This window comes from Amphritea atlantica (genome assembly GCA_024397875.1).
Classification (GTDB): Bacteria; Pseudomonadota; Gammaproteobacteria; order Pseudomonadales; family Balneatricaceae; genus Amphritea; species Amphritea atlantica_B.
Genome location: CP073344.1, coordinates 1,677,539 through 1,704,537, shown reverse-complemented (window position 1 = coordinate 1,704,537; position 26,999 = coordinate 1,677,539). Strand labels below are relative to the sequence as shown.

25 protein-coding genes are annotated in these 26,999 nt (G+C 51.2%); 7 read left to right on the top strand and 18 right to left on the bottom strand.

Going from position 1 to position 26,999, the window contains the following annotated elements; translation table 11 throughout:
- Positions 1-3 precede the first annotated feature (3 nt).
- Genes KDX31_07755 through KDX31_07745 form a run of 3 tightly spaced genes read right to left on the bottom strand, consistent with a single transcriptional unit; the run spans position 4 to position 2,932 of the window.
- Positions 4-1,332, bottom strand: a complete 1,329-nt coding sequence (locus KDX31_07755) for a TRAP transporter large permease (GenBank protein UTW04880.1) — start codon at positions 1,330-1,332, stop codon at positions 4-6.
- Positions 1,333-1,383: 51 nt separating this feature from the next.
- Positions 1,384-1,899, bottom strand: coding sequence for a TRAP transporter small permease (locus KDX31_07750; GenBank protein ID UTW04879.1), 516 nt, complete (start codon positions 1,897-1,899; stop codon positions 1,384-1,386).
- A gap of 10 nt (positions 1,900-1,909) precedes the next feature.
- Positions 1,910-2,932: a TRAP transporter substrate-binding protein gene (locus KDX31_07745; protein ID UTW04878.1), complete on the bottom strand. Its 1,023-nt coding sequence runs from the start codon at positions 2,930-2,932 to the stop codon at positions 1,910-1,912.
- Positions 2,933-3,427: 495 nt separating this feature from the next.
- Here KDX31_07745 and paaX point away from each other — a divergent pair, with 495 nt between their 5' ends.
- Both paaX and KDX31_07735 read left to right on the top strand, forming a co-directional pair.
- Positions 3,428-4,348 carry a phenylacetic acid degradation operon negative regulatory protein PaaX gene (gene paaX, locus KDX31_07740; GenBank protein ID UTW04877.1) on the top strand — a complete coding sequence of 307 codons (921 nt, stop codon included), beginning with the start codon at positions 3,428-3,430 and terminating at the stop codon, positions 4,346-4,348.
- A gap of 121 nt (positions 4,349-4,469) precedes the next feature.
- The gene (locus KDX31_07735; GenBank protein ID UTW04876.1) at positions 4,470-5,048 is read left to right on the top strand and encodes a DUF2889 domain-containing protein; all 579 of its coding nucleotides are present in this window, start codon (positions 4,470-4,472) and stop codon (positions 5,046-5,048) included.
- Here KDX31_07735 and KDX31_07730 read toward each other — a convergent pair.
- A complete protein-coding gene (locus KDX31_07730; protein UTW04875.1) occupies positions 5,041-5,925 on the bottom strand; it encodes a LysR family transcriptional regulator in 885 nt (294 codons plus the stop codon). The genes KDX31_07735 and KDX31_07730 overlap by 8 nt on opposite strands.
- 117 nt (positions 5,926-6,042) lie before the next feature.
- On the opposite strand from KDX31_07730, the gene KDX31_07725 reads away from it, so the two are divergent.
- From KDX31_07725 to KDX31_07715, 3 genes are read left to right on the top strand one after another with little or no spacing between them, the layout of a single operon-like run.
- The gene (locus KDX31_07725) at positions 6,043-7,749 is read left to right on the top strand and encodes a sigma-54-dependent Fis family transcriptional regulator (protein ID UTW04874.1); all 1,707 of its coding nucleotides are present in this window, start codon (positions 6,043-6,045) and stop codon (positions 7,747-7,749) included.
- The gene (locus KDX31_07720) at positions 7,750-8,169 is read left to right on the top strand and encodes a heme-binding protein (GenBank protein ID UTW04873.1); all 420 of its coding nucleotides are present in this window, start codon (positions 7,750-7,752) and stop codon (positions 8,167-8,169) included.
- Positions 8,159-9,172: an LLM class flavin-dependent oxidoreductase gene (locus KDX31_07715; GenBank protein UTW04872.1), complete on the top strand. Its 1,014-nt coding sequence runs from the start codon at positions 8,159-8,161 to the stop codon at positions 9,170-9,172. The genes KDX31_07720 and KDX31_07715 overlap by 11 nt, the downstream gene beginning before the upstream one ends.
- A 17-nt stretch (positions 9,173-9,189) precedes the next feature.
- Here KDX31_07715 and KDX31_07710 read toward each other — a convergent pair whose 3' ends face one another.
- The 4 genes from KDX31_07710 to rluC all read right to left on the bottom strand — a co-directional run bounded on the left by KDX31_07710 (position 9,190) and on the right by rluC (position 13,378).
- Positions 9,190-10,101, bottom strand: coding sequence for an RluA family pseudouridine synthase (locus KDX31_07710; GenBank protein ID UTW05331.1), 912 nt, complete (start codon positions 10,099-10,101; stop codon positions 9,190-9,192).
- Between the two features lie 70 nt (positions 10,102-10,171).
- Positions 10,172-11,146: an HTH-type transcriptional regulator CysB gene (gene cysB, locus KDX31_07705; GenBank protein UTW04871.1), complete on the bottom strand. Its 975-nt coding sequence runs from the start codon at positions 11,144-11,146 to the stop codon at positions 10,172-10,174.
- A 134-nt stretch (positions 11,147-11,280) separates the two neighbouring features.
- Positions 11,281-12,387 (bottom strand): hypothetical protein, encoded by a 1,107-nt coding sequence (locus KDX31_07700; GenBank protein ID UTW04870.1) that lies wholly within the window; start codon positions 12,385-12,387, stop codon positions 11,281-11,283.
- A gap of 22 nt (positions 12,388-12,409) precedes the next feature.
- Positions 12,410-13,378 (bottom strand): 23S rRNA pseudouridine(955/2504/2580) synthase RluC, encoded by a 969-nt coding sequence (gene rluC / locus KDX31_07695; GenBank protein ID UTW04869.1) that lies wholly within the window; start codon positions 13,376-13,378, stop codon positions 12,410-12,412.
- A 510-nt stretch (positions 13,379-13,888) separates the two neighbouring features.
- Between rluC and rne the strand changes: the two genes are divergently transcribed.
- Entirely contained in the window at positions 13,889-16,945 is a 3,057-nt protein-coding gene (gene rne / locus KDX31_07690; GenBank protein UTW05330.1) for a ribonuclease E, read from the top strand.
- 104 nt (positions 16,946-17,049) lie between these two features.
- On the opposite strand, the gene murB is transcribed toward rne, so the two are convergent.
- The 8 genes from murB to KDX31_07650 all read right to left on the bottom strand — a co-directional run bounded on the left by murB (position 17,050) and on the right by KDX31_07650 (position 24,232).
- Positions 17,050-18,075, bottom strand: coding sequence for a UDP-N-acetylmuramate dehydrogenase (murB, locus tag KDX31_07685; GenBank protein ID UTW04868.1), 1,026 nt, complete (start codon positions 18,073-18,075; stop codon positions 17,050-17,052).
- The gene (locus tag KDX31_07680) at positions 18,072-18,617 is read right to left on the bottom strand and encodes a low molecular weight phosphotyrosine protein phosphatase (protein UTW04867.1); all 546 of its coding nucleotides are present in this window, start codon (positions 18,615-18,617) and stop codon (positions 18,072-18,074) included. The genes murB and KDX31_07680 overlap by 4 nt, the downstream gene beginning before the upstream one ends.
- A 206-nt stretch (positions 18,618-18,823) precedes the next feature.
- Entirely contained in the window at positions 18,824-19,585 is a 762-nt protein-coding gene (kdsB, locus tag KDX31_07675) for a 3-deoxy-manno-octulosonate cytidylyltransferase (GenBank protein UTW04866.1), read from the bottom strand.
- Between the two features lie 8 nt (positions 19,586-19,593).
- On the bottom strand, positions 19,594-19,779 hold the full coding sequence (locus KDX31_07670; protein ID UTW04865.1) for a Trm112 family protein: 186 nt from the start codon (positions 19,777-19,779) through the stop codon (positions 19,594-19,596).
- A gap of 35 nt (positions 19,780-19,814) precedes the next feature.
- Positions 19,815-20,837 carry a tetraacyldisaccharide 4'-kinase gene (locus KDX31_07665; protein UTW04864.1) on the bottom strand — a complete coding sequence of 341 codons (1,023 nt, stop codon included), beginning with the start codon at positions 20,835-20,837 and terminating at the stop codon, positions 19,815-19,817.
- A gap of 2 nt (positions 20,838-20,839) precedes the next feature.
- Positions 20,840-21,259: a biopolymer transporter ExbD gene (locus KDX31_07660; GenBank protein ID UTW05329.1), complete on the bottom strand. Its 420-nt coding sequence runs from the start codon at positions 21,257-21,259 to the stop codon at positions 20,840-20,842.
- Between the two features lie 12 nt (positions 21,260-21,271).
- Positions 21,272-21,892, bottom strand: a complete 621-nt coding sequence (locus tag KDX31_07655; protein UTW04863.1) for a MotA/TolQ/ExbB proton channel family protein — start codon at positions 21,890-21,892, stop codon at positions 21,272-21,274.
- Between the two features lie 60 nt (positions 21,893-21,952).
- Positions 21,953-24,232 (bottom strand): DNA internalization-related competence protein ComEC/Rec2, encoded by a 2,280-nt coding sequence (locus KDX31_07650; protein ID UTW04862.1) that lies wholly within the window; start codon positions 24,230-24,232, stop codon positions 21,953-21,955.
- 79 nt (positions 24,233-24,311) lie between these two features.
- Between KDX31_07650 and KDX31_07645 the strand changes: the two genes are divergently transcribed.
- Complete coding sequence (locus KDX31_07645; protein UTW04861.1) at positions 24,312-24,950, top strand: DUF2062 domain-containing protein; 639 nt, start codon at positions 24,312-24,314, stop codon at positions 24,948-24,950.
- A gap of 43 nt (positions 24,951-24,993) precedes the next feature.
- Here KDX31_07645 and lolD read toward each other — a convergent pair whose 3' ends face one another.
- Positions 24,994-25,680 (bottom strand): lipoprotein-releasing ABC transporter ATP-binding protein LolD, encoded by a 687-nt coding sequence (gene lolD, locus KDX31_07640; protein ID UTW04860.1) that lies wholly within the window; start codon positions 25,678-25,680, stop codon positions 24,994-24,996.
- On the bottom strand, positions 25,673-26,917 hold the full coding sequence (locus KDX31_07635) for a lipoprotein-releasing ABC transporter permease subunit (protein ID UTW04859.1): 1,245 nt from the start codon (positions 26,915-26,917) through the stop codon (positions 25,673-25,675). The genes lolD and KDX31_07635 overlap by 8 nt, the downstream gene beginning before the upstream one ends.
- Positions 26,918-26,999: the final 82 nt, after the last annotated feature.

The following is a 26,999-nucleotide window of genomic DNA, read 5'->3' as shown; positions in this document are numbered from 1 at the left end:
ATATTATCGATACAGCAGTTCAGGCAGGAATAGTGATATCGATGAAATAAAGGTAATCAACGCAAGGCGTACAATATCAGCACACCAGAACGGGGTAACCCCTTTAAAGATGGTGCTGGCTTTAACATCTTTCAGCACCGCGCTTAACACAAACACGTTCATGCCAACCGGTGGGGTAATCAGACTGATCTCGGTTACTACTACCACCACAATGCCAAACCACACAAGATCAAAGCCGAGACTCTGAACCAGTGGGAAAAAGATCGGCACCGTCAGAAGCAGCATCGACAAGCTCTCGAACACCATCCCCAGCACAATGTAGATCGCCAGAATCACCAGAATAACGACCATTGGCGCCACATCCAGACTAGTCACCAGATCCAGGAGGTCCGATGGTAATCCCGCGCGGTTAATAAAATTGGAGAAGATCAGGGCACCGATCAGCACGCCAAAAAGCATCGCCGAAGTACGGGCGGTATCCGACAGAATATCAAACAGACTGCCAAAGGTCAGAGACCTGCGGTACAGGGCGATAATAAACGCACCTCCCGCACCGATACCCGCCGCTTCTGTCGGTGTAAAGATACCCAGATAGATACCCCCCATCACAACAGAGAACAGTGCCAGAACGCCCCAGACACCATTCAGAGCCTGGATCCTCTCAGGCCAGCTCATTTTATCACCGCAAGGGCCTGCCTCTGGTGTGCGCCAGACAACATACCGAACGGCAAAAAGGTAGAGTAAAATACCCAGAAAACCGGGGATAAAGCCCGCCGCAAATAACTCACGGATACTGGTCTCAGTTAACAGGCCATAGATAACCAGAATGACAGAGGGAGGAATCAGTATTCCCAGCGTACCACCGGCAGCAATGGATGCCGTTGCCAGAGAATCGGCATAGCCATATTTACGCATCGGTGGCATAGCCACCTTTGCCATGGTTGCAGAAGTAGCCAGACTGGAACCACAGATAGCAGAAAAGCCGCCACAGGCAACCACCGTCGCCATGGACAAGCCTCCCTTACGATGACCCAGAAAGGCGTAAGATGCCCTATAAAGTTCATGAGAAAGACCCGACTTGGTTACCAGGTTCCCCATCAGAATAAATAACGGAATAACCGACAGACTATATTCCTGAGCGGTATTGATAACCCGCTTGGAAGCCATAGACAGCGAGGAGTTCCAGTTAAAATCCATAATGTTTTCGAAGCTCAGGCCCTGCATATACGCAAACCCGAAGAAGCCCACCAGGCCCATCGCAAAAGCGATAGGCACGCGTACCACCACGATAAACAGCAATAAAATTACAAAACCAGTTAATGCAGTAATCATTCTTATAATACCTGTAACGTTGTCAGCGCATTTTTACCGGAAAATCCGGCATCAGTCCCGGGACAGGAAAAGTAGCCGGTAGATACCGTAGCTGATCATAAGCGCAGCAGTTGCCCAGCTCATAATGGCAATATATTCAACAATATAACCAACGGGGACTTGCAGAAACTCTGTCACCTCTCCCCGACTGTTTGAGCGCACTGCCAGCTCATGGATACGTACAGCGAGAAAATACAACGAAGTGGAGATAAGCAGCGCGGACAGCAGACCAAGCACTTTAATCACTGTACTGCCTAATACCCGGTCCAGAATATCGACCACAACATGACCACCGCGCCAGGTAATAACTGGCATCTCGGCAAAAACAAGAATAGCGAGACTCATTTCGGTTAATTCTGTTGCTCCATCAACAGCATTATCAAGAAAATAACGTCCAAACACATCTGCGCAGGTCAGCATCATCATAAAAAAAAGCGTGATAGCAGCAACCAACTCAAGGAAAAAGGCCAGCCAAACGACTGGCCCCTTCTCCTCGTAGTGCGCTGAAAGCCAGGCACTGAAGGACATAGCAGGCTCCTTATTTGTAGCTGCGGGCGATCTGACGCAGCTCAGCCAAAGCAGCTTTAGCGTCAACACCACGATCCGCTACAGCTTCGTAGAATGCCTCATCCATTCCCTTGGTCAGCCCTTTAAACTCCTCGGCCATCGGATCACCCTGTTTGACGATAGCAACGTTTACGCCGTTTTCCTGAGCGGCTTTAAGGCCTTCCACATCGGCCGCATCCCAGGCATTACCCGCCATTGCTGAGAGCTTCTCACCAGACACACTGAGAATCGCTTCACGATCTTTCGCATCAAGATCGGCGAGAAAATCGGGATTCATAAAGATAGCGAAGCTGCCTAAATACATGCCACCGGGGAGTGCAACCACGTTGCGAGCAACCTCATGCAGACGCAGAGACTTCTGTTCACCCATCGGAATGAATACCCCGTCAATAACCCCCTGCTGCATCATCTCATAGACTTTTGGTGCCGGAGCGCCTACAGCGGTAACCTCCATACGCTCACCGATCTCACCCTGGATGCCACCACCCAGACGAATCTTCTTACCTTTCAGATCCGCCAGTGACGAGATAGGGCCAGCCGTATGAATCTGACCCGGACCGTGGGTAAACAGACCGATCAGCTCGAGGCCATCATGCTCATTCGCCTTAGCGAAGTATTTCTGATGAACCTTCCAGTGCGCCACGGATGCAGCTTCAGCACTCGCTCCCAGCAGCGGCTGCTCAACCGCTTGTGTCAGTTTAAAACGACCCGGCACATAGCCGTGGTAACTCCAGGATGCATCGACAACACCATCTTCCACCAGCTCAAACATGGTTTTTGGATGGCCCAGTCCATACTCAATCTCAACCTTGACACGGCCTTCGGTGGCTTCTTCAACCCATTTAGACCAGGTCGGCCAGACAACCGCATTTTGTGGATGGGTAGGAGGCAACCAGCTGGCCACACGCAGTGTAGTATCAGCCAGAGCCGTAGCAGAGAGGGATGTGCCCAGCGCAATTGCAGCCGCACTTTTGAGGAAAGTCATTTTTGTCATTCGGTCTATCTCCTGGCTATCTCTTCGACGTTATACACGTCAGTAATTTTTATAAGAGATTATTGGGGCTTTACCCCTATTTATTATTTTCCGGGCATTGCTGCCCAGGGTCTTTCGAATCATAACTAACAAAATGATACAATTCTAGCTATACAGCAAAAGAAATGTGTATCAGTAAGGCATAGCGGTGGATTCCTGAACATTCAGACGATCACCTCTTTTAATTAACATGTTAACTTAATTACTTTTGTTCGTAAACAACTACAACCAACATTTCCCCTTTAACTGAAGGGTTTAAATAATCGTCCAGACTGTAGTACCGATGAACCACTACCATTGGTTACTAGTACTTATAGACTATTTGGCTTGAATTGCCTCTTCTCGGGTTAATGGGATCTTTTTGCAAATAAATTCTTTAACTTACTGGTAATATCCTCTGTTAACATGTCCGTTTAGTATGGATAACCCTTTCCGTTCAGATTTTATGAGTGCCGAATGAACAAACTTCGTTGTATTGAAGAGCTGGTTGATGACTTTAAGAACCAACGCCCCATCCGCGGTGGCTCTTTAATTATCACCATCTATGGCGACGCCATATCCCCAAGAGGCGGTACTGTTTGGCTGGGAAGCCTGATTAAGCTACTAGAGCCACTGGGACTCAACCAGAGGCTGGTGAGAACATCTATTTTTCGTCTGACAAAAGATGGCTGGCTGACCTCAAGCCAGGTCGGACGCAAAAGTTTCTACAGCCTTACTGACACCGGGCGGCGTCGGTTTGAAAGTGCATTCAGGCGAATTTATGCAGAGCTTTACCCGGAATGGGATGGCAAATGGGACATGATAGTCACCACACAACTCGATAATGAGTTGCGTAAGGTTGTCAAAAAAGAACTCGAATGGCTGGGATTCGGTAATATTGCGCCGAGTGTCATGGCACATCCCATGGCCGATATGACTGATGTCAGCACTACGCTGCAGGAACTCTGCGTACTCAATGATGTAATCCATATGAAATCGGAACTGGTAGGCAACCAAACCTCCATTCCACTCAAAGAACTGGTGCATGAGTGCTGGAACCTTGATCAGCTAGCCGAAGGATATCACGCATTTCTTGAGCGCTTTCGCCCTATTCTCAGAGCACTGGAGGGGCAGCCAGAACTGGACCCGGAGCAGTGTTTCCAGCTGCGCACCCTGATGATTCATCACTACCGCAGAATCCTGCTGAGAGACCCGCAACTACCTGAAAAACTGCTTCCTGCCGACTGGAGCGGAACATCTGCCAGAGTGCTTTGCCGGAATATCTACCGGTTAATCTATCGCGGTGCCGAGGAACATCTCTCTTCAACTCAGGAGACTGCCGATGGCTCATTACCTGAACCGGCTCCCCGCTTTTATAAACGCTTTGGCGGTTTGTAAGCAGCTGCAACAAAACGTTGCAACCTAAAACAGTTTATTGGTTTAATAGCTTATCAGACGGCCTGATAAACTGCTTGAAAGGCCGCCTGACAATCGATTACAACCAGAAAGAACTGATTCTATGCCATTACCCCAAGCCGCTGAGCGCAATAAGATTCACACCCGCACGGTTACCTGCCAGGGATTTGAAAGAGCTGACGGGCTCTGGGATATCGAGGGCCACCTGACCGATATCAAAACCGTAGCGATTATGCTGCGCGACAAAAGCGACAGTCCGGTTGAGCCGGGAGAACCGATCCACGATATGTCGATCCGGATTACTATCGATCTGGATTTCAATATTATTGATGCCGTGGCCAGCATGGAACACACACCCTTTACAGCCTGTCCTTCTATTGTGGATGCCTACAAACAGCTGATCGGATTAAGAATAGCGTCCGGCTTCACAAAACGCTGCAAGGAGCTGTTTGCCGGTACCAATGGCTGTACTCACCTTCTGGAACTTCTTGGCCCGGTTGCCACCACTGCGTTTCAGGCGACACATCAGGCAAGGGAGGCGATAAATCAGCACTCTGAAGAGGAGCGTCCACACACCCTCAATACCTGTCACACCTTTGACAGCTCGGGAGAGGTGGTTAAAAAATACTGGCCGCAGTTCTATCAGCCAGACAAGCTGATCGCCAGCAAAGAGATCAGTTAAACCGCCTTTCGTTCGCATGGAACATCACAAACTCTATAAACAGCCGCACCTTGCCGGGTATATATTTACGTTCAGGATATAACATATGCACTTCCCGCGGGTGAGGCTGCCAGTCCGGCATCAGCTTTTGCAGACGCCCGGCAGCCAGTGACTTCGTCACTACATAATCCGGCAGGTTCACAATTCCCAGTCCATTTTCCGCTGCCCGCGCAGCAATATTCAGCTCATCCACTTTCATACGGGCATCGCCATCTATTCTGACCATCTCATCCCCCTGGCTGAAACTCCATACAGGATTCCGGCGGGTTACGATCAGGGTATGCTGATACAGATCCTGCGGATGTTTTGGCGCCCCCCGGCGAAGCAGATAATCTTCGCTGGCACAAACACTGAAACTTGATTCCAGCAGCGGTCTGGAGATCCAGTTCGGCATCCGCACATCACCGATCCGAAACGCCACATCGATCCCCTCCTCTACCAGGTCGATGTTCCGGTTAACAACGATCAGTTCCAGATTAATACGCGGAAAACGCTCCATAAATTTAAAAAACCACTCCGCCAACAGATCGTTGGTCAGACTGACCGGCGCCGTAACGCGAAGCAGACCCGAAGGTTCAGCGAGTTCATCATCCAGCTCTTTAGCGGCAGACTCAAGTTCATTAAAGAGCGGCTGGCAACGGTTGTAAAATTTAACACCCGCCTCAGTCAACACCATTTTCCGTGCACTACGATGCATCAGCTTATAGCCCAGATCTTTTTCAAGCTGTTGCACCTTACGGCTGACGGTCGACGTCGGTACCGATAACGCTTCCGATGCTGACAGAAAGCTGCCTCTTTCAACCACTTTGAGAAATATAAACAAATCCTGATAGTTCATTTAATCACCATAAACCCATATATGGGATGATACATTACATTTCTACATCATCTTTTTATATAAGCAATGATATATGATGATTTGATCATAATCATAACAATACAGAGTGCTTATTTAATGAACATCGCCACCAAACATCTGAATATAAAGCATCCTGATATCAAACAACTGTCGAAGCAGGTGAGGTTCCGGAATAATGACGGCACCGTCTGGTTTGGCGAACAACGTATGCTGTTAATGCAGATGGCATCGCTGACCAACTTCCGCAAAGAACAGATATTAACGGTCGGCCTGGAACGGGCCAAAGGTTTTTTTATGCGCCTGGGTTACAGCCTGGGACAGAAAGATGCAGAGCTGGTTAAACGACTGGCGGGCGATATAGCACCCGAACAGCTGTTCCGCACAGGCTTTCAGCTGGACTCACTAAAAGGCTCGGTGAAAGTTGAAGAGCTTAAACTGGAGATTGATCCTTCAAAGCAGCACTTCTATGCCCTGCTGAATATGCATGACTCCTACGAAGCGGAAATGTTTATCTCCGAGCTGGGCCTGACTGATGGCCCGGCCTGCTGGGCACTGGTGGGACATACCAGCAGCTTCGCCTCAGCACTGCTGGGCCAGGAGATCATCTTTAAAGAGACACACTGCCGGGGCTGCGGTGATCATCAATGTCTGTTTGAGGGCAAGCCTGCAGCGGAGTGGGACGACTACCAAACCTACCGGAACTACTTCAAAACAGCCCCCATCATTGAAGAACTTTATGACCTGCAGAGTCAGGTTAGCGAGTTACGTCATAAGCCGGATGACAATGCCGGCCTGGGCAACTTTTTGGGTAAGTCGGCTGGCTTCAATCAGGTCTGCAAACTGGCGACAAAGGCCGCCAGCGGTAAAGTCTCGGTATTGTTGCTGGGTGAAACAGGCGTAGGTAAAGAGTTGGTAGCGAAAGGGGTTCATGATATATCAAGTCGCTCAGCTCACCCTTTTATCGCGGTCAATTGCGCCGCAATTCCTCCCGACCTGATTGAGGCTGAATTGTTTGGTGTAGAGAAAGGCGCCTTTACCGGTGCCACTCAAACCCGCGAAGGACGCTTCGAGCGGGCTCACCTGGGCACCATATTTCTTGATGAAGTTGTTGAGCTGAGTCCACGCGCCCAGGCCACTCTGTTGCGAGTATTACAGGAGGGTGAGCTTGAACGGGTGGGTGATTGCCGTACCCGAAAAGTTGATGTCCGCGTTATTGCAGCAACCAACGAATCACTATCAGAAGCGGTGAAGACGGGCCGGTTCCGGGCCGACCTGTATTACCGGCTCAATGTCTACCCAATAGATATCCCACCGTTACGCCAGCGGCGGGAGGACATCTCGATGCTGACAGCGCATTTTTTGCAGAAATATGAAGCAATCTACTGCAAAAAAACCCAGGGACTCTCTGATCTGGCAACAAAGGCTCTGCTTAACTACAACTGGCCTGGCAATGTCCGTGAGCTTGAAAACATTATCGAACGGGGACTGATCCTTGCTGAAAATGGCGAAAGCATCGATGCCGAATACCTGTTTCCGAGCCTGCGCCAGGACAGCAAAAGTCAGGTACTGTCCCGGTCAGGCGAGCTGATTGATTCCCCCTCTCTGCCATCACCGAGCGGCGAGGTAAGCTGGACACAGCAGGCCATTGAACAACTGGGATCAATGGAAAAAATAGAAGAAGCATTGGTGCGATATGCGATGTCCAAAGCGGAAAACAATGTCGCGGAAGCGGCCCGCTTGTTGGATATCACCCGCCCGACGCTGGCATACCGGCTTAAGAAACTGAATATAGAGGTTGAATAGATGTTATGTGAACAGAGCCAGCAACTGCTGACCATGGCGATCACCAGCGCCCGACATATTGATGTTAACGTGAATATTGCGGTCTGTGATCCGGGCGGTAACCTGTGCGCCTTTCAGCGAATGGATAACTCACCCCTTGGATCCGTTGAGATTGCCCAGAAGAAAGCCCGCAGCGCGGTGCTGTTCGGTGCCCCAACGGAAGCGCTCGGCCAGTTGGTACGGGAGCAACAACTGGATAGCTTTGAACAGACCAATGGCGGACTGATTCTGTTTGCCGGGGGCGAACCCGTATTCCATCAAGGCAAACTGATTGGTGCTATCGGTATCTCCGGCGGTACTGCAGCAGAAGATAAAATCATTGCGCTCGCGGCCATCGATCAGGCAGGTTTCAACTGCTCAGGAGTCACCAATGAAGCTTAAGCTCAGCGTTGTCGATCAGGCTCCGGCGCACAACGGTCAGTCACAGTCGCAGGGACTTCACTATTCGACCCGTCTGGCACAACTATGTGAAGAGCTGGGCTACCACCGCTTCTGGATTGCCGAACACCACGATACCGCCAGTTATTCCAGCTCCTGCCCGGAAATTCTGATCGCCCACATCGCTCAGAATACCGACCGCATAAGAGTCGGTAGTGGCGGCGTCATGCTATCTCACTACAGTCCGCTTAAAGTAGCTGAAGTGTTTCGCACTCTGGAATCACTGAATCCCGGCAGAATCGACCTCGGTGTCGGCCGGGCGCCTGGGGGTACCGACCTCACCAGCAGGGCATTAGCTTTCCCCAACAGGCCAAACACTGCCGAGCTATACCCTCACCTGCTGAGTGATCTGAGCGGCTTTCTGCACGACAACCTGTCCGCAGAGCACTACTTTTACGGCACAAAGGCAACGCCGGTCGGTACAGCCGCTCCGCAACTATGGACACTGGGCTCCAGCAGCGGCAGCGTAGACCTGGCGGCAGAGTTGGGACTGGGTTTTGTACTGGCGCTGTTTATCGGTACACATGAACGTCCGGCAGAGATATTTGCGCGCTACAAAGCGAAATTCCGCGCCAACGGCAAAGGGCTGGATCAGCCGCAGACAATCCTCTCAACTGCCTGCCTTTGCGCTGACAGCAAAGAGGAAGCCGCCTACCTGGCCGCTCCGAATATGTATTGGAAGGTAATGGCGTTCCGTCACGGTATCCGTGAACATATTCGCAGCCCTGAAGAAGCGCTCGACCTTTACAACAAACTACCACTGTCGGATCAGGATTATTATCAGGAGACCCTCGACTCAGTGGTGAGCGGCTCCCCTACTGAGTGCCGAGAAGAACTGGAACAACTGGCGCAGCACTATAACGCAGAGGAGCTGATGCTGGTAAATGTCACCCATGACTTCGAAGACCGGTGTAACAGTTACCGAAAGCTGATGGCTGCATTTTAAGCTGACAGGCTGCCAGTTCAGTTCTGAACAGGCAGCGCTATCTCGACTGGCAGGCCCTCAATATCCAGCGTCAATTCGACGGCCTGAAGCTGGTGATAACGGCTACCCAGAGCCTGATAGTCGCTGTCATCAAGCCCCTGCTCTATCCGTTTCAGATAGAAATGCCCCTGATGCCCGTAGATTTTATCGCCCACCACCGGATGGCCAAGATAACTCAACTGGGCCCGGATCTGATGCTTTCGGCCGGTATACAGCCGACACTCAATCAGTGTTCTGCCTGCTACTGTCTGTAACACCCTGAACGCTGTTTTACTATTACGGGGTTTAACAAAGCGGTCGATAGCATCCACCACATACACCTGGCTGCGGATGACACTGCCAGCTTTTTCTGACAAATCACACTCCATCAGCTTCGACTGCCAGCAGGGAATCCCTTCTACCCAGGCATGGTAGATTTTCTTACGCATCAGTTGATCCAGACGTGGCTTCCAGCGACGGTCTGCCATTGCATTCTTTGCCAGCAGGATCACCCCGGCGGTTTCAGTATCAAGCCGATGCAGCAACCGGGCATCCGCATAGGGCGTTTGCCGTCTTACCAGAGAGATCAGCGTATTGTATAGATTACGGGTAGTACGACTAACCGGCAGCAGATGCGGTTTATACACCGCCAGCAACTCGCTGTTTTGCCACAATATGCGCCAGTGGGTGTCTACCTCTTCTTCCTGGTGACCCGGCAGATACACGCAGATCCGGGACCCACCATTGAGCGTGTAATCAGCTGAAACGACCTCATTATCAACACTGATATAGCCGTTGGAAAAGAGTACTGGCAGGCGCTGGGCGTCTGCAGAAGTGAGACGCAAACGTAAAAAATCTAACAGGGCTATCCCACAGAACTCAGTTTCAGAACGTGCTGAGCAGTCAGTCAGATTAAATATAAGTTTAAAGGGTTCTGACAAGGGATCCGGCACCGGACTACAGGCTGAAAAAATTAGCTGATCAGAGATCGGGAAGCTGTTGGTGGGCAAAAATCTCCTCTACCTCAGCCCGATTGCTACAGGATTGCACCTGCCTGACCACCTCAGGCGTCAGATGAGGCGCAAACTGCTGGATAAAGTCGTACATATAGCCCCGCAGGAATGTTCCTTTACGGAAACCAATTTTGGTTGTGCTGTAGTCAAACAGATGACTGGCATCAAGACAAACCAGATCCTGATCCTGTTTTTCATCAAATGCCATGGTGGCAATAATCCCCACCCCCAAACCTAAACGCACATAGGTTTTAATAACATCAGAGTCAACGGCGGTAAACACAACTTTCGGTTCAAGCCCTTCCCGTTTAAAGGCGTCGTCCAGCTTGGATCGCCCGGTAAAGCCAAACACGTAAGTCACGATAGGGAACTGTGCGACATCCTGCAACGTCAGCTTCGATACCTGTGCCAGAGGGTGATCTTTTGGCACCACAACTGAACGATTCCAGCGGTAACAGGGCATCATAATCAGATCATTGAAATGCGACATAGCCTCGGTTGCGATAGCAAAGTCGACCGAGCCGTTTGCAGCCATCTCCGCTATCTGCATCGGTGTACCCTGATGCATATGCAGGGAAACATCCGGATAGTTTTTCATGAAAGTGTTAATCGTTACCGGCAGAGCATATCGCGCCTGGGTATGCGTCGTTGCCAGATCAAGACTGCCCATTTTTTCATCACTGAATTCCTGAGCAACCTGCTTGATGCTTTCGACTTTACGCAGGATATCTCCCGCCACCTCAAGAATCGCTTCGCCGGCAGGTGTGACACGGGTAAGGTGTTTTCCACTGCGGGCAAACACCTCAACCCCCAGCTCATCTTCCAGCAGACGTATCTGCTTGCTGATACCCGGCTGTGAGGTATAAAGGCTCTGCGCGGTGGCCGAGACATTCAGATCATGCCTGGCCACTTCCCAGATGTAACGCAACTGCTGCAGCTTCATTTATACCTCCAATAACGATAAAACCGTATTCTAATAACTATTGATTATAATACACCGTTATCTCTTTCAAAAACCTATCTTTAACAGTCTATCCGGAAACGCGTACCCCCGGCATTGCATGGGCAATCAGCTGATCAGCTCAGACGACTGCGCAACTTACGAATCTCTTCCTCAAAGGTCGTCACCTTCTTTTCCAGAGCCGCCTGCCGCGCTGTTGCTCGCATGACCTCCTCAGCCTTATCTTTTAACTGCCCCCGAAGCATGCTTTCACGGCGGGAGGCATCATTAACAGCCAGCGTGTTTTTCTGATCAACCCGCTTAAGCTCCTCCCTCATCTCAGCGACTTTATCCTCCAGGCGCTTACTGCGATTCTGTTCAGAAAGTAACTGACTGCTTAGCTGACTTCTTTCACGCAGGTTCTGGCTATCCTCACTCTTATAACGCTTGAGTTCAGTTTCCAGAGTTTTAATCTGCGTTTTAAGCATTTCCAGCTTTACATCTTTCTTTGCCACCTGCGCCTGCAGATTATGAATATCCTTGGTCAGAGCAGACTCTTTCCGGCCACTCTCGTCACGGAGTTTCTCCAAAGCACTGCGATAATGACGGGTATCTGCTTCAGCCTTGGCCACCTGATCCAGACCATGGCGCTGCTCTTCGATAATACGCTGATCAAATGTACGTTTTGAATCATCGATTTTTTTCTGCAGCAGATTCAGTTCCTGCTCAACATTCAGACGGCGCTGCTCTTCAGCTTTCTGCTCAGAAGTCACGGTAGAAAGATTAATTTTCAGTACCGATATCTCGGCGTCAAGCACCTCTACCTGATGCTTCTCTTCCAGCAGTTGCTGCTGCAGATCACGGAAGTGCTGATCCATCTCAGCCTGCTGACTCTGCGCCTTAAACAGCTGCGATTCAGACTGGCGGCGGGCATCTTCACTGGCCAGCTGCTGATACTGCTTATCGGTTGACAGCGCTGACTGAGCCTCCTGCACCGCCAGATGCCACATAGATTCAAAGCTATGAACGAGAGACTCGGGAAGTTGTGGCATTTTCGGAGATGAATCACCTAACATACGCATCCGATCAGGTAATACAGTCCACCACTGTTCCAGCAGAGCATTCAGCTGCTCTGGTTCTACTGCAAAAACCTTAGCCAGTTCCGCGGTACCCGGCGCCCTGCCAGTTTTCAGCATCGCATCCGCTGCTTTATTAAATTCTTCAGTGTTGATCTGTTGACTCATTAATAACGCCTTACCGGGCAGATCACTGCCCATCTATTTTTTGCAATTTTTTTAATCCGCTTTCCAACTCATCCCCAAGCGGGGCATGGAAAATTTTTCTGCCACCGGATGGCAGAGGTACACGTAATTCGGCGGCATGCAGAAACAGGCGACGAATACCGAAGTCTTTCATCTCCCGGTTCACCACATCGGTGCCGTACTTATCATCACCAATAATAGGATGACCCGCAAACTGGCAATGTACACGAATCTGATGTGTTCGCCCGGTGATAGGACGCGCCTCCACCAACGTTGCCAACCCGTCAAAACGCTGCAGCACTTTATATTCGGTCAGCGAAGGCTTGCCCATCGGGTGGGCTTTTACGACCCGCTCACCGGATTTCAGTTCATTTTTTTGCAGCGGCGCATCGACTTTAGTTTTTCTCGCAGACCACTTCCCTTCCACCAGGGCATGATAAATTTTAGTTATCTTCTTCGCCTGTAACGCCGCATGCAAAAACCTCAGGGCGCTGCGCTTTTTTGCCACCATGATACAACCGGAGGTGTCCCGGTCGAGCCGGTGAACAAGCTCGAGAAAGCGTGCATCCGGACGGATCTGACGAATTGTTTCAATTAGCCCGAGACTAATACCACTACCACCGTGAACAGCAAGACCTGAAGGCTTGTTCAGCACTATCAGATCATCGTCTTCAAACAGAACAGCGTTCTCAACCAGGTGTTTGAGGTTATCGCTGACGGTCGCCTGCGGTTTTTCCTCACTCAGCCTGATAGGCGGGACTCTGACAAGATCACCATCCTGTAAACGATAATCCGGTTTGATACGTTTTTTGTTAACCCGCACCTCCCCTTTTCGCAAGATACGGTAGATCAGGGTCTTGGGAGCACCTTTTAAACGGGTTCGCAGGAAGTTATCGATCCGCTGCCCGGCTAACTCTGAATCAATTTCAAACCACTGGACTGCGGGAGCAGATGCTTTTCTTTCTTCTGACATATTAATAGGATATCGGACCTTTCGATTGATGCTGTCTGTTTAAGCTGCTATATTCTAGCGCTGCTGCGAGCAGTTGGCTTTAGCTAATTTGAAATTCCCGGTTTATTTGCAATATTGTTCTTAGAATCAGGCAAATAATCGGTTTGAATCCCTTGTACAGCATCAATTTTAAGAGAATTACTACGTATTTTATCCAGCTGGCAATGCCCTGAATTGCAAAGCCAGTTGGAGGTGAAGATGTCAGTTGCCCGGAACCTGCCAATATACAGACGGCAGCAACAACCTGATCAGACTCGGAAGTAAGAAGTCGATATGAGGCAACTGTTTCCTTCACCGTCGATAAGACCTGGTCGCATATCTATGTAACCAGGCATTAAGTTGAACACATGAGTCGTTACGAAGACTTGGTTTTCTGTGTCTGTTTAGTTTCTACAGACACCTCTCTGTGCGGCTACCGGCTGGATGAAATACGTTAGTGTTATAAGAGAACGCTAACAAACAATGAAAAGAATGCTAATTAACGCAACTCAACAAGAAGAGTTGCGCGTTGCCCTGGTCGATGGCCAGCGCCTATATGATCTGGATATCGAGTCCAGTTCCCGCGAGCAGAAAAAAGCCAATATCTACAAAGGCAAAATCACCCGGGTTGAACCCAGCCTGGAAGCCGCTTTCGTAGAATATGGCTCCGAACGTCATGGTTTTCTGCCCCTCAAAGAGATCTCTCGCGAATACTTCAAGAAAGGTTCCGATAAAGGCGGCCGTCCGAATATCAAGGATGTCGTTGCCGAAGGCACTGAAGTTATTGTTCAGGTTGATAAGGAAGAGCGAGGCAACAAAGGTGCCGCACTGACTACCTTTATCAGCCTGGCAGGCCGCTATCTTGTCCTGATGCCCAACAACCCTCGTGCGGGTGGTATCTCCCGTCGCATTGAAGGTGATGATCGCAAACAGCTGAAAGAAGCACTGGATGGTGTAACCATTCCACCGAAAACCGGTGCCATTGTCCGTACTGCCGGTATCGGCCGCACGTCTGAAGAACTGCAGTGGGATCTGGATTATCTGATGACCCTGTGGGACGCGATCACCGGCGCTGCCGAAGAGCGTCGCTCACCCTTCCTGATCTATCAGGAAAGCAACGTTGTTATTCGCGCTATTCGTGATTATCTGCGCCAGGATATCGGTGAAGTACTGATCGACAAACCTGAAGTTTATCAGGAAGCGCTGAATTTCGTGCAACAGGTGATGCCGAGCTATCAGAACAAGATCAAACTCTATGATGAGCCGATCCCTCTGTTCAACCGTTTTCAGATTGAGAGCCAGATTGAAACCGCTTTCCAGCGTGAAGTTCATCTGCCTTCCGGCGGTTCTATCGTTATCGATCCGACTGAAGCACTGGTATCCATCGATATCAACTCTGCCCGCGCTACCCGCGGCAGCGATATTGAAGAGACCGCACTGCAAACCAACCTTGAAGCAGCTGATGAGATCTCACGCCAACTGCGTCTGCGGGATATCGGCGGCCTGATTGTTATCGACTTCATCGATATGACGCCGATCAAAAACCAACGGGAAGTTGAGAACCGGATGCGCGACGCGCTTAAAGTTGACCGCGCCCGCGTCCAGCTCGGTCGCATTTCCCGCTTCGGTCTGTTGGAGATGTCCCGTCAGAGACTTCGCCCTTCACTGATTGAGAGCCGTGGCGCCGTCTGCCCACGCTGTAATGGCCAGGGCACCGTTCGTGATACGGAATCACTTGCCCTCTCTATCCTGCGACTGATCGAGGAGGAGTCATCCAAAGACCGCACCGCACAGATTCGTGCGATTCTGCCGGTTTCCGTGGCAACCTTCCTGCTCAACGAAAAACGTCGTGAAGTTCATGAAGTCGAAATGCGTCATCAGGTTCGGGTTGTCGTAGTACCTAATCCAAACATGGAAACACCGCATTACGAAGTCGTTCGGTTGCGTGATGATCACACAGTCATCAATACCAACGATGCCAGCTACACCCTGCAACCGGAACCTGAAGAGGAGCAGGAAATTGAAGCAGCCAGAGTCCAGCCAGTTCGGGAGCGTGCCGCAGTAAGTACTGTTGCGCCATCAACACCCGCTCCCGCTCAGACAGCGGCACCGCAACCGGTACCGACACCGGTTCAGCAGAAGCCTGCAGCTGCTTCCCTGAGCAGCCGGTTCTTCAACGCACTGAGTAGCCTGTTTGGCAGTTCAGATGATGCCAAAGAGAAAGAGCGACTGGAGCAGGAAAAAGCGAAACAGGAGCAGGAACAGGAAGAGCGCAATAAGAAACAACGCGGCCGTAAACGTTCCGGCAACCGTCGGGACCGTGATCGCAATCGCAATCAGCGCCGGGACAGCGACAAGATTATTGATAACCTGTCAGATACAACAGAATCTCAGAGCTCACCTGATCGCGGTGATACCTCTGAAGATTCGGGTCGCGGGCGCTCTCGTAACCGTCGTCGCGGTGAACGGGACAAGAAACCGCAGCAGGATAAGACAGAAGAGCAGAGCAATACTCAGCAGAGCACCCCGCAAACCAGCAACGAACAGGATAAACCTGCTGAACAGAATGAGGATGGCCGCGCCCGTGGTGAACGCCGTCGCGGACGCCGTCGTCGCGGTGAGCGCAGCGGCAAACGTACAGCTGACTCCAATGTTGCAGAAACCAACGAACAGCTGAACACGCCTGAAGCAACAGAAACGACTGCTAAACTTCCTGCTGACGAGCCTGTAACAGCAGACGCTCAGCAGAATGAAGCTAAGCCGCAGAGTGACGTTAAGACTGGGGACGCTCCACGCAAACGCCGCCAGCGCCGCCGGGGTCCTAAGGCTGACGCGTCGAATGCAGCAAGCACTGATAACGCTCAGAGCACTGAGTCTTCTACAACGACCGACAATACATCGGCAAAGCCTGATGATACTGCGGCAGCCGATGCAGCCAAGCCTGTCGAAGTAGAAGCCGCTGTTACCGAAACGCCGGTGGCAACAGAGAGTCAGCCTTCAGACGCTGCAGCCGAGCCTGAACAGCCGAAGACTGAAGTGACTGCTGAACCTACTGCTGAAACAAAAGCTGAAGAGCCTGTCGCGGTTACGCCTGCAGCTGCAGAAGTGTCAGTTACAGAGACAGCCCCCGCTGCTGAGGAGCCTGCTGAGACTGAAGCACCAGCACAGGCTGAAGAGCCAGCCACTGCGGAACCTGCTACTGAAACAGTGAACGCCGCCGAGGTCACTCAGGCACCGGAGACACAGCCGGAAACTGCTGCAGCTGAAGCGGAGCAGACTGACGTAGAAGCAAAAGCAGAAACGACTGAAACTGAGGCTGAGGTTACTGAACAGGCCGCTGCTGAAGAGCAGCCGACCCCCCCTGCTGGTCGTCGTGTTCGCAAGCGTCCTGAGCTGACTACACCGGAGGTTACGCCGGATGAAGTAATGACCGCCCGCCCTCGCCGCGAAGCACCACCGACCAAGGCGCCTGAAGAAGCAGCCCCGCGTCAGCGTCGTCAGCGCCGCGCGCCTAATGATCCACGCTTGCAGGAAAATAGCGATAGCTGAGACAGTCATCACTGACAAAAAAGCCGGCATAATAGCCGGCTTTTTTATCGCTTCGTTTTGAGCACCCTGCGAAGCCATTCACCCAGATAACGAGACTTCAGAAGTCAGGGATAACAGCGCGGCTCTATCTCAAGCATAACACCATACTGCTTATAGACATCCGCCTGAATCTCGCCCGCCAGCTCAATAATATCAACTCCGCTGGCAGCGCCGTGATTTACCAGCACCAGCGCCTGCTTTTCATACACACCAGCATCCCCTTCACGACGGCCTTTCCAGCCCAACTGATCAATCAGCCAGCCAGCTGCTAGCTTGCTATACCCCGGTTTATCATCAAAAACCACCATCTGCGGAAAATCCTGCTGCAACAACGCTGCCTGCTGCACAGGTATAACCGGGTTTTTAAAAAAACTACCGGCATTTCCAAGCCTCCCTGGCTGAGGCAGCTTGGCATCACGCACCTCACAGATCAGATCACTCAACTGCAGCGGCTCGGGAGAGTCGATACCGCGAGCTTCTAGCTGCCCAGAGAGCCCTCCGTAATGCAGAACAGGCCTGAACGCATGACTCAAAGCAAAAGTAACCGAAGTGATCAGGTAGCGTCCGGGAAAGCGGCTTTTAAAGATACTGTCACGATAATCAAACTGACAGTCCCCACTGTCAAAGCAGACCTGCTCGCCGGTTTCCAGATCAAAAGCCTCAAGTGTCACCATGCGGTCTTTAATCTCCACCCCGTAAGCACCAATATTCTGAATAGGTGCGGCACCCACGGTACCAGGAATAAGTGAGAGGTTCTCCAGACCGTAAGCCCCCTGCTCCAGGGTCCAGCGCACAAACTGATGCCAGTCCTCTCCACCACCGGCTGTAACCAGAAGCTCGCCACTCTGAGCCTCGGTTATCTGCAACCCTTTAATACGGTTCACAACCACAAGCTGATCCAGATCCGCCGTCAGTACAAGGTTACTGCCACCCCCGATAAACAGCACAGGGATGCCGTTACACTGAACAAAATCCCGGATATCACTTAGCTGCTCAGCACTCTCAAGCACAGCAAAAAAGCGCGCTGAAACATCGAAACCGAAACTGTTATAGGGTTTTAGGGAGATATTCTCGTGAAATTCAAGGCTCATTGGTTCAGCTCTTTAGCAATACGCTCCAGGAGAGCCTCTGAAGCGACTTCCACCAGCTCAAGCACATGCTCAAAACCTGTAGCCCCTCCATAGTAAGGGTCAGGGACTTCGCATACCTCCAGCTCAGCCAGATCAAGAAACAAACCAAGATAGCCCTTAAAGTGCGGCGGACAGATCAATTTCAGCTCTGAGAGGTTCTCTTTATCCATAGCCATTATGTAATCATAGTGATCAAAATCCGCGGAGATCGCCTGACGAGCCCGCAAATCACTGAGGTCGTAGCCTCGCTGCAATGCCGCAGCCGCCGAACGATGGTCTGGCGGATTACCAACATGGTAAGCAGCAGTACCGGCTGAATCGATCTCAATCAGGTGAGCCATCCCACGCTGTTCCACCAGAGAACGGAATACCCCATGAGCGGTGGGTGAACGGCAAATATTGCCCAGACAAACAAACAGAACCGATTTTTTATCCTGATATCTCAAAGCACTCACTCTCAATAATTTAGTATGCGCAGATTTAACCTTATCAATACCGCTCATTATAAAACAAACTGCTACAAAATGATTTGTCCCGCTGGGATGCAACAGGTTCAGAAAACAGAGACAAAAAAAACGGCCAGAATGGCCGGTTTAATCTAAACACGCGTATTTTAAAGCGCATATTTGACATAGCGCTGCACAAAGCCACACGATGTCAGACAACATCAAACGGCGAGATCACAACAACACAAAAGCGCAGTAGCTTTCTACCCAAACAGATGCCGGATACGCTCCAGATCCTCCGGTGTATCAACGCCTGCGGGCGGCAGCTCATCCGCCTCTTCGACATGAATTACCGCACCATTCCACATCGCTCGCAACTGCTCCAGACACTCAGTCTCTTCAATTGGAGCCGGTGCCCACTGAACGAAATCATTCAGCAGCTTAACCCGATAAGCATAGATACCGATATGACGCTGAAAATTAACGCCCTCTGGCAATACCTCACGCCCTGCCTCTGTGGCAAACGCATCTCTGGGCCAGGGTATAGGAGCACGGCTAAAGTAGAGCGCCCGGCCTGTACGGTCAGCCACTACCTTAACGACATTGGGGTTAAGCAGCGAACCGATGTCATTGATCGGTTCACAGAGCGTCGCAATACTCGCCTCAGTTACCGCACTGAGGTTATGGGCAACCTGATTGATAACCCGTGGTGGAATCAGTGGCTCATCACCCTGAACATTGACGACAATATCATCAGCATAAAAACCCAGCGAATGAACGACCTCTTGCAGCCGGTCAGTGCCTGAAGGATGACCCTCAGAAGTCATGCAGACCTCTGCACCAAAGCTTTTAGCTGCATCCGCTATACGCTGATCATCGGTGGCGATAATAACCCGCTGCGCTTCACTCTGAATGGCCCGTTCGTATACGTGCTGAACCATTGGTTTGCCGGCGATCTCTGCCAGCGGCTTACCGGGAAAACGGGATGAACCAAATCGCGCGGGAATAACAACAGAAAAAGCCATATGGTAACCTATTTCGCCAGACGTTCATCAGTAGTCAGGGTACGTGCCTCGCTTTCCAGCATCACCGGAATGCCATCACGAACCGGATATGCCAGGCCGGAACTGCGGCAGATCAGTTCATTTGTCTCTTTATTCCATTCAACCGGCGCTTTTGATACCGGACAAACCAGGATATCAAGCAGTTTCTTATCCATCGTTAATGCCTCTGTGTGAAGTGCTTTAATAATTGTTACTCTGCGCTTTGAGCCGCAGGCTGCCAGCGACTAAGCAACCTGTCGAGAGTGGCCGAAAACCGCTCCTCCATTGCTGCATCAACTTGCAGATACCAGCCATTTTCAAGCTTTATATGATCGCATTTTACCGCATCTTTTTCAGTCATTATCAACGGCAACTGCTGCTCAAAGGATAGATCACTTTCACTGTAATGATGGTGATCAGGAAAACGTCGCAGCTGGGGAGTAAAGCCTAAAGTTTCAAGGGTTTTGCCAAAGCGTCCGGGATTGCCGATGGCAGCAACCGCATTCACCTGGCGGGAACCGCGCCACTGATCGGCGATTACTGCGCTGCCAGAGGATAATGATACCAGTTTGCCGGGCTGCAACGTCATCAAGAACGATTTCTCAACATGACCGGCATCCACTACAGTCTCAGGTAGTGCACCATTGACGACAACAAGATCAACCTCATCCAGTCGCCGCACCGGCTCTCTGAGCGGCCCTTCAGGCAGGCAGCGCCGGTTACCAAAGCCTCGGGCACCGTCAATTACTGCGATCTCAAGGGTTCGGTTGAGTGCATAATGCTGCAGGCCATCATCACTGATTATCAGATCACATCCGGACTGCTCCAGCAGCAACTTCGCGGCGGCAACCCGGTCGGGAGAGATCACCAGCGGCACAGCGGTCCGGCGGACGATCATAAGGGGTTCATCACCCGCTTCAGTTGCTGTTGAACCGGAGGTGACAAAATAAGGCGTTGTTGGAGGTGACGCGCGGTATCCCCGGCTGATGACTCCCGGTTTATACCCCTGTTGGCGCAGATACTCTACCAGCCAGATGACCAGCGGCGATTTACCTGTTCCACCTACCGAGATATTGCCGACCACAATCACCGGCACCGGCGCAGTCCAGCTCTTTAGCGCTCCCTCACGGTACCGCTGGCGCCGCCGGGCAGCGAGGCTACGGAACAACAGCTCCAGCGGACGCAGCAAACAGAGCCAGCGACTGCGTTTATACCAGCATCGCTCCAGCCCCATTGTTACTGCTCTACCGGTTGCTGGGTAGTAATGCTGAGGGCAGCAAACCCCAGCTTACCTGCGACATCCATAACAGTAACCACAGACTGATGCGGCGTTTTGGCATCAGCGGAGATAATAAAGGGAAGTTTACGGTTGTCGCCGGCCTGATCGATAATCGCTCTGCGCAACGTTTCCGGCTGACTGTTCAACAGGCTCTGCCCATTAACCGTATAACCACCATCGGCACCGATCAGCACTTCCAGGGTTTCTGCCTGAGTATCAGCCGCCTCCCCTGTCGCTTCTGGCAGACTGATCGCAAGGTGAGATTCATTGGTAAACGTAGTAGATACCATAAAGAATATCAGCAACAGGAAAACCACATCGATCAGCGGCGTCAGGTTAACGGAAACCTCTTCTTTGGGTTTACGTCTGAATTTCAGTCGACTCATCGGTTACTCAAAATCCACTTCACGTTCGCCGTGAACTACTTCAACCAGTTTCTGGCACTCCTGTTCCATCTCAATCAGCAGCGTCTCAACACGGCGTTGAAAATAACGGTGAAATACCAGCGTCGGAATAGCCACAGACAACCCCGCAGCCGTTGTAATCAGTGCTTCAGATATACCACCAGCCAGCACATTTGCATTACCCGTGCCTTGCAGCATAATCTCAGCAAAAACCTTGATCATACCGATAACGGTGCCCAGCAGGCCCAGCAGCGGCGTGATAGCTGCGATCGTTCCCAGCGAGTTCAGAAAACGCTCCATCTGATGCATGACATGATGCGCCGCCTCCTGAATACTCTCCCTCATAATCTCCCGACCATGATTGGAATTATTCAGTCCGGCAACCATAATCTGCCCTAAAGAGCTTGCATTACGGATAATCTGCAGACGCTCAGGGGTCATTTCACCACTGCGCACCAGCATCCAGACTTCTGATAACAAATTAGCGGGTGCTACCCGCTTCTTCTGCAGCACCCAAAAACGCTCCAGACAGATAGCCAGAGACAATATAGAACAGGCGATAATTGGCACCATCAGCCAACCACCCGATTGAATCAATTCGAACACCAGAACTCCTCCTTCAAACCGGCCCATACTCTAGCATAGAGTCTCGCGCCAGAGTAGTGATTAACCTGCTGACCAGTAACGCTTTTTCTGATCACGATAGGTTTCTGTCAGGCAACCGTCAGAACTGCTTTCAATAATCAAAGCCCCCTTGTCAGCCGTATTCAGCCAGTTCAGCTCTAAAGAACGCAGGCGCTCGATCACCTCAGTCGCCGGATGGCCGTATGGGTTGTCAAATCCAGCGCTAAACAGTACCCATTCTGGGTTTAACCGGCTAAGCCACTCAGACGGACTGGAAAATCGACTACCATGATGGGCCGCTACCAGCCAGTCAACATGCAGCGCCGGATGCTCTTGCAGAATCTGCAACTCAACGCTGCTTTCAATATCACCGGGAATCAGAAGCGAACAGCGGCTGGATTGCACCAGCAATACACACGAACGATTATTCTCAGTGGATGGTTTCAACCCGTCGGGCTGTATATAACTAAAGCGGACCCCCTCCCATTCCCATGAATCACCAGCCACACAGGGCCTGGCTGATAAACTGTGCTGAATTACCGGACTGCCTGAATCGGTGTCTGTTACAGCAATTGCGGCTACCATATCAGCATAGCCTCCGGCATGGTCATTATCTTTATGACTGATGATCAGACGATCAAGTCGACTGATATTGCGACTTTCTAACATCGGTAACAGAGTGAAACGGGCGATACTATGGCCCCGGTAAGCAGCGCCTACATCAAACAGAAGTGATTTACTGCCGGTCTCCACCAGTACGGCGAGCCCCTGCCCCACATCCACCACTGTCGCGCGGAAGCCCCCCTCTACAATCGACTTTTTTGGCGGGACAAGCAGTGCTGCCAGGATGAACAGTGAAAAAAATCCGAACCGGGTCCAGCGGGGAAGATTCAGCAATACGACTGCCAGAACCCCCAAAAGCACAGGTAATAGTGACGGACGACTGAAGAGCACGCCCTCTCCGTCTGCGGGGGCACACATTTGTAGCAGCCACCAGAAACTATCCAACAAGCCATTTAACAATCCGGCGCCCGACACAGGATCAATCAGACAGAGCATCAGTCCCAGCACCGTTCCGGGAATCAGAATAAAGGTGAGCAGTGGAATCGCCACTATGTTAACCAGCGGAGCGATCAAAGCGACCTGACCAAGCCAGAGCAATAGCAATGGAAACAATCCTAAAAACACCGACCATTGCGTAACAATAATGGCTTTAAAAGGACGCTTTCCGACACCCCCGGAGGACGACAGTAACAACGCCCCCACCGCAGCAAAAGACAACCAGAAGCCCGGCTGATAAAAGCTCAGCGGCTGTATCAGCAAAACGATCACCAGCGCGAGCTGATAACGCTGCCAGATCCCCATATGGCGATTAAGGAGCGCCGGAAGCAACATCGCCAACGCCATTATCAGGGCCCGCTGGGTCGGAATACTGAAACCGGCCAGCAACGCATACCCCAATGCAAGCAACAATGCAGGAATAATCCGGTAAGCGCGGATATCAGACTGCACCGGACAAAACCGTCCGGCCAGCCACTGTATCGCTCCACCCAACCAATATCCGATCAGGCATGCAATCGCGATATGCAGACCACTGATAACCACCAGATGAACGGTTCCGGTCTGTCGGAGAATTTGCCACTGCTCATCATTCAGACCCTGCTTGTCACCCAGCAGCAGCGCTCTGATCGTCGCCTCGGCGCTTTCGCCCAAAGATAACCGCCCCAGCCATTTGCCGGTCCGGTACCTTAGATACTCTATCCGCTGACGACTACTCTCCTCCGGGTCGTTAAGCAACCTGGCAGTCAGGAGATAACCCCGGGCATTAACCCGATCGGCAAACAACCGGGTTTCATAATCACTGCCGCCGGGGTTCATTAACCCTCTGGGCGGTTTCAGACGCACCATCAGCTGCCACTGCTGACCGGGTATGATTTCACGCTCAGGATTGTACCAGCTTAGCTGCAGATGCTTCAGATCAGCATCGGGCAATACCGGTGAATAACGCTCCACCGTGAATCTGAAACGGACCAGACCTGACCTGTGTTCTGGCATACCCGAGACAGTACCGGTTACCGAGAACGCCTGGGCTGGCATATCCAAGGGCATTCGCTGACTCAGATTAAGATAGCCCCAGCCTGAGGCATACACAAAGCCAAATATCAGACCCGCTATCTGTCTGCGTAAGGGGACGGATAAAAATCGTCTGCAAACAGGCAGGAAACATAATCCCAGCGCGACGATCAGCAAGGCGAGAATTGAAAAGGGCAGCAGCTGAGGCAACCAGGCCACCAGCAAAACACCAAAAGCTATACCAATCATCCATGATTTCCGGTTGGCTTAAAGATTGTAAGGGGGCATAATTACCACCTCCCATCAGCTAACTATAAGTTTCTCCCTGATGCCGCGCAAACTTATCAAGAAATATATGCCAGATGAGCATAAGCTCAAGTCGAACCGCTACCTTAGTTGGCTTGGCAGTCATATACATGATCCAAACCTCTGGCATCTGACTCGCAAGTCTGTCAGCAGGGCGTTTTTCGTTGGCTTATTTTGTGCTTTTATACCCCTGCCTGCGCAAATGGTCATCGCAGCTGTTGTGTCGCTGTTTGTACGCAGTAACCTGCCAATCTCGGTCAGCCTGGTATGGCTGACTAATCCGCTTACCATCCCTCCCATGTTTTATTTCTCCTACTGGCTAGGTACGCAGATCCTGGGAGTCGATGCTGTTGCGATCGATTTTGAGTTAACCATGGAGTGGATTAAAGCGGAGCTGGAACATATCTGGCTGCCTTTACTTGTAGGGTCAATGGTTTGTGCACTTGTCAGCGGCACACTGGGCTACTTGCTGATGCAGCGCTTCTGGGTCTGGCACGTGAATAAAAGCTGGCGTAATCGTAAAACCCGTAATTTTATTCTGCGTAAACTAAAACGGGATAAAGGCCTGCAAGACAGCAAAGAGAGCGACCTGCCGGATGATCATGAACCCCCACCCGACAATCACCCTGACCAGACGACAGACAGCAAAAAGCCGGAATAACTCCGGCTTTTTAAATAGTCAAACACTGCGAAGATAGACAGAATTAGCCGTGTATCTCCTGCAGCAAACCATCTTTTAGCTCAACGACCCTTCCCTGCTTTTCCGCGAGCTGAGGGTCATGGGTTACCACCACAAACGATATACCAAACTCGCTGTTCAGTTTATGCATGAGTGCCTGAACTTCCTGAGCAGTATAGCGATCAAGATTCCCCGTGGGCTCATCCATCAGAACACAGGCGGGATTGGTCACTAGCGCCCGGGCGATCGCCACCCGCTGACGCTCCCCTCCACTTAACATGGAAGGCTTATGTTTCAGGCGATGAGACAGACCCACCGAATGCAAAATAGCGGCCGCTTGTTCCCGCACGACATTGATAGCCTCCCCTCTGATCAACAAAGGCATCGCTACATTCTCAAGCGCACTAAACTCCGCTAATAGATGATGAAACTGATAAACAAAACCGAGAGAGCTATTACGCAACCGGGCCCGCTCCTCCTCGTTAATATCGAACAGCGACTGATCATCGACCCGTACATCCCCCGAACTCGGCAGATCAAGCCCACCCAGCATATTCAGCAGTGTGCTCTTACCTGAGCCAGAACTGCCGACGATAGCCAGAGTTTCTCCCCGCTTCACCTCCAGCTCTATACCCCGTAAAACCTCAACAGCAATATCGCCATCACCATAACGTTTTTGCAGATTAACACACTGCAGAACCAGATCACTCATAGCGCAATGCCTCCGCCGGCTGTGTCCGGGACGCCCGCCAGGCAGGATAGATGGTTGCCAGAAAACTGATTCCCAAGGCCACAGTAATAATCAGCATCACATCACTTAACTGCAACTGCGAGGGAAGATAACTGATGAAATACACATCCGCACTGAGAAACTGAATACCAAAGGTGTGCTCAACCCAGGCAATGAGATCTGTAATCGTCAGGGCCAGAGCAGTACCCAGAATAGATCCCAGCAAGGTTCCCATGACTCCGATGACCGTACCCTGCACCATAAAGATCCGCATAATTCGTCCAGGCGTTGCTCCCAGCGTCCGGAGAATGGCGATATCCCCCTTCTTATCAGTCACCACCATCACCAGTGTTGAGACAATATTAAAGGCCGCCACAAATACGATCAGAAACAACAGCAATCCGATCATTTTCTTTTCCAGCTGGATCGCCTGAAACAGATTGCCGTGAGTACGGGTCCAGTCACTGGCGCGATAGAACTCACCAAGATCAGCAATGATCTGCCTGATTCCCGTGGGTGCCTGAAACAGATTATCAAACTCCAGCCGGATGCCATCAACACCGCTGTCCATTCGCTTAATACGTGCCGCATCATCTATATGGATATACGCAAGATTTGCATCCAGTTCTGCCCCGACTTCGAACACCCCTACCACGGTAAATCGCTTCAGTCGCGGGATGATACCCGCAACACTGATTGACGCCTCAGGAAGCACCAGTGTCACCTTATCGCCGAGCGCCACCCCCATTGAGCGGGCCAGCAGCGATCCCAGCACAATACCGTAACTCTTAGGCTGTAACGCATCGAGGCTACCCGCTTTGATATGGTCATCGAGAATAGAGATTTTCTGCTCCAGCTCAGGCTCAATACCATTGATCAGAACACCCCGAACCACACCCCGGTTTGTCAGCATCCCCTGCGCCTGAATATAGGGCGCTGTACCGATGACTCCGGGCTGCGTATTAACCTTTGCAGCAACCGCCTGCCAGTTTTCCAGAGGCTTGCCGTAATCCGATATGGTCCCATGGGGAACCATCCCCAGAATGCGTTCTTTCAACTCACGGTCAAAGCCGTTCATTACCGAAAGCACAACGATCAGCGCAGCGACACCCAGCATCAGTCCCAGCATCGAGACCAGCGAGATAAATGAGATAAAATTATTGTTCCGTTTAGCTGCGGTATACCGCAGCCCAACATACAGAGAGAATGGTCTAAACATGGCCGCGATTAAATCACAGACTGATGAAATTCTCTAACAAAATCAGAATAATATTCGCTATACTCAGAAAAAGTGACAAATT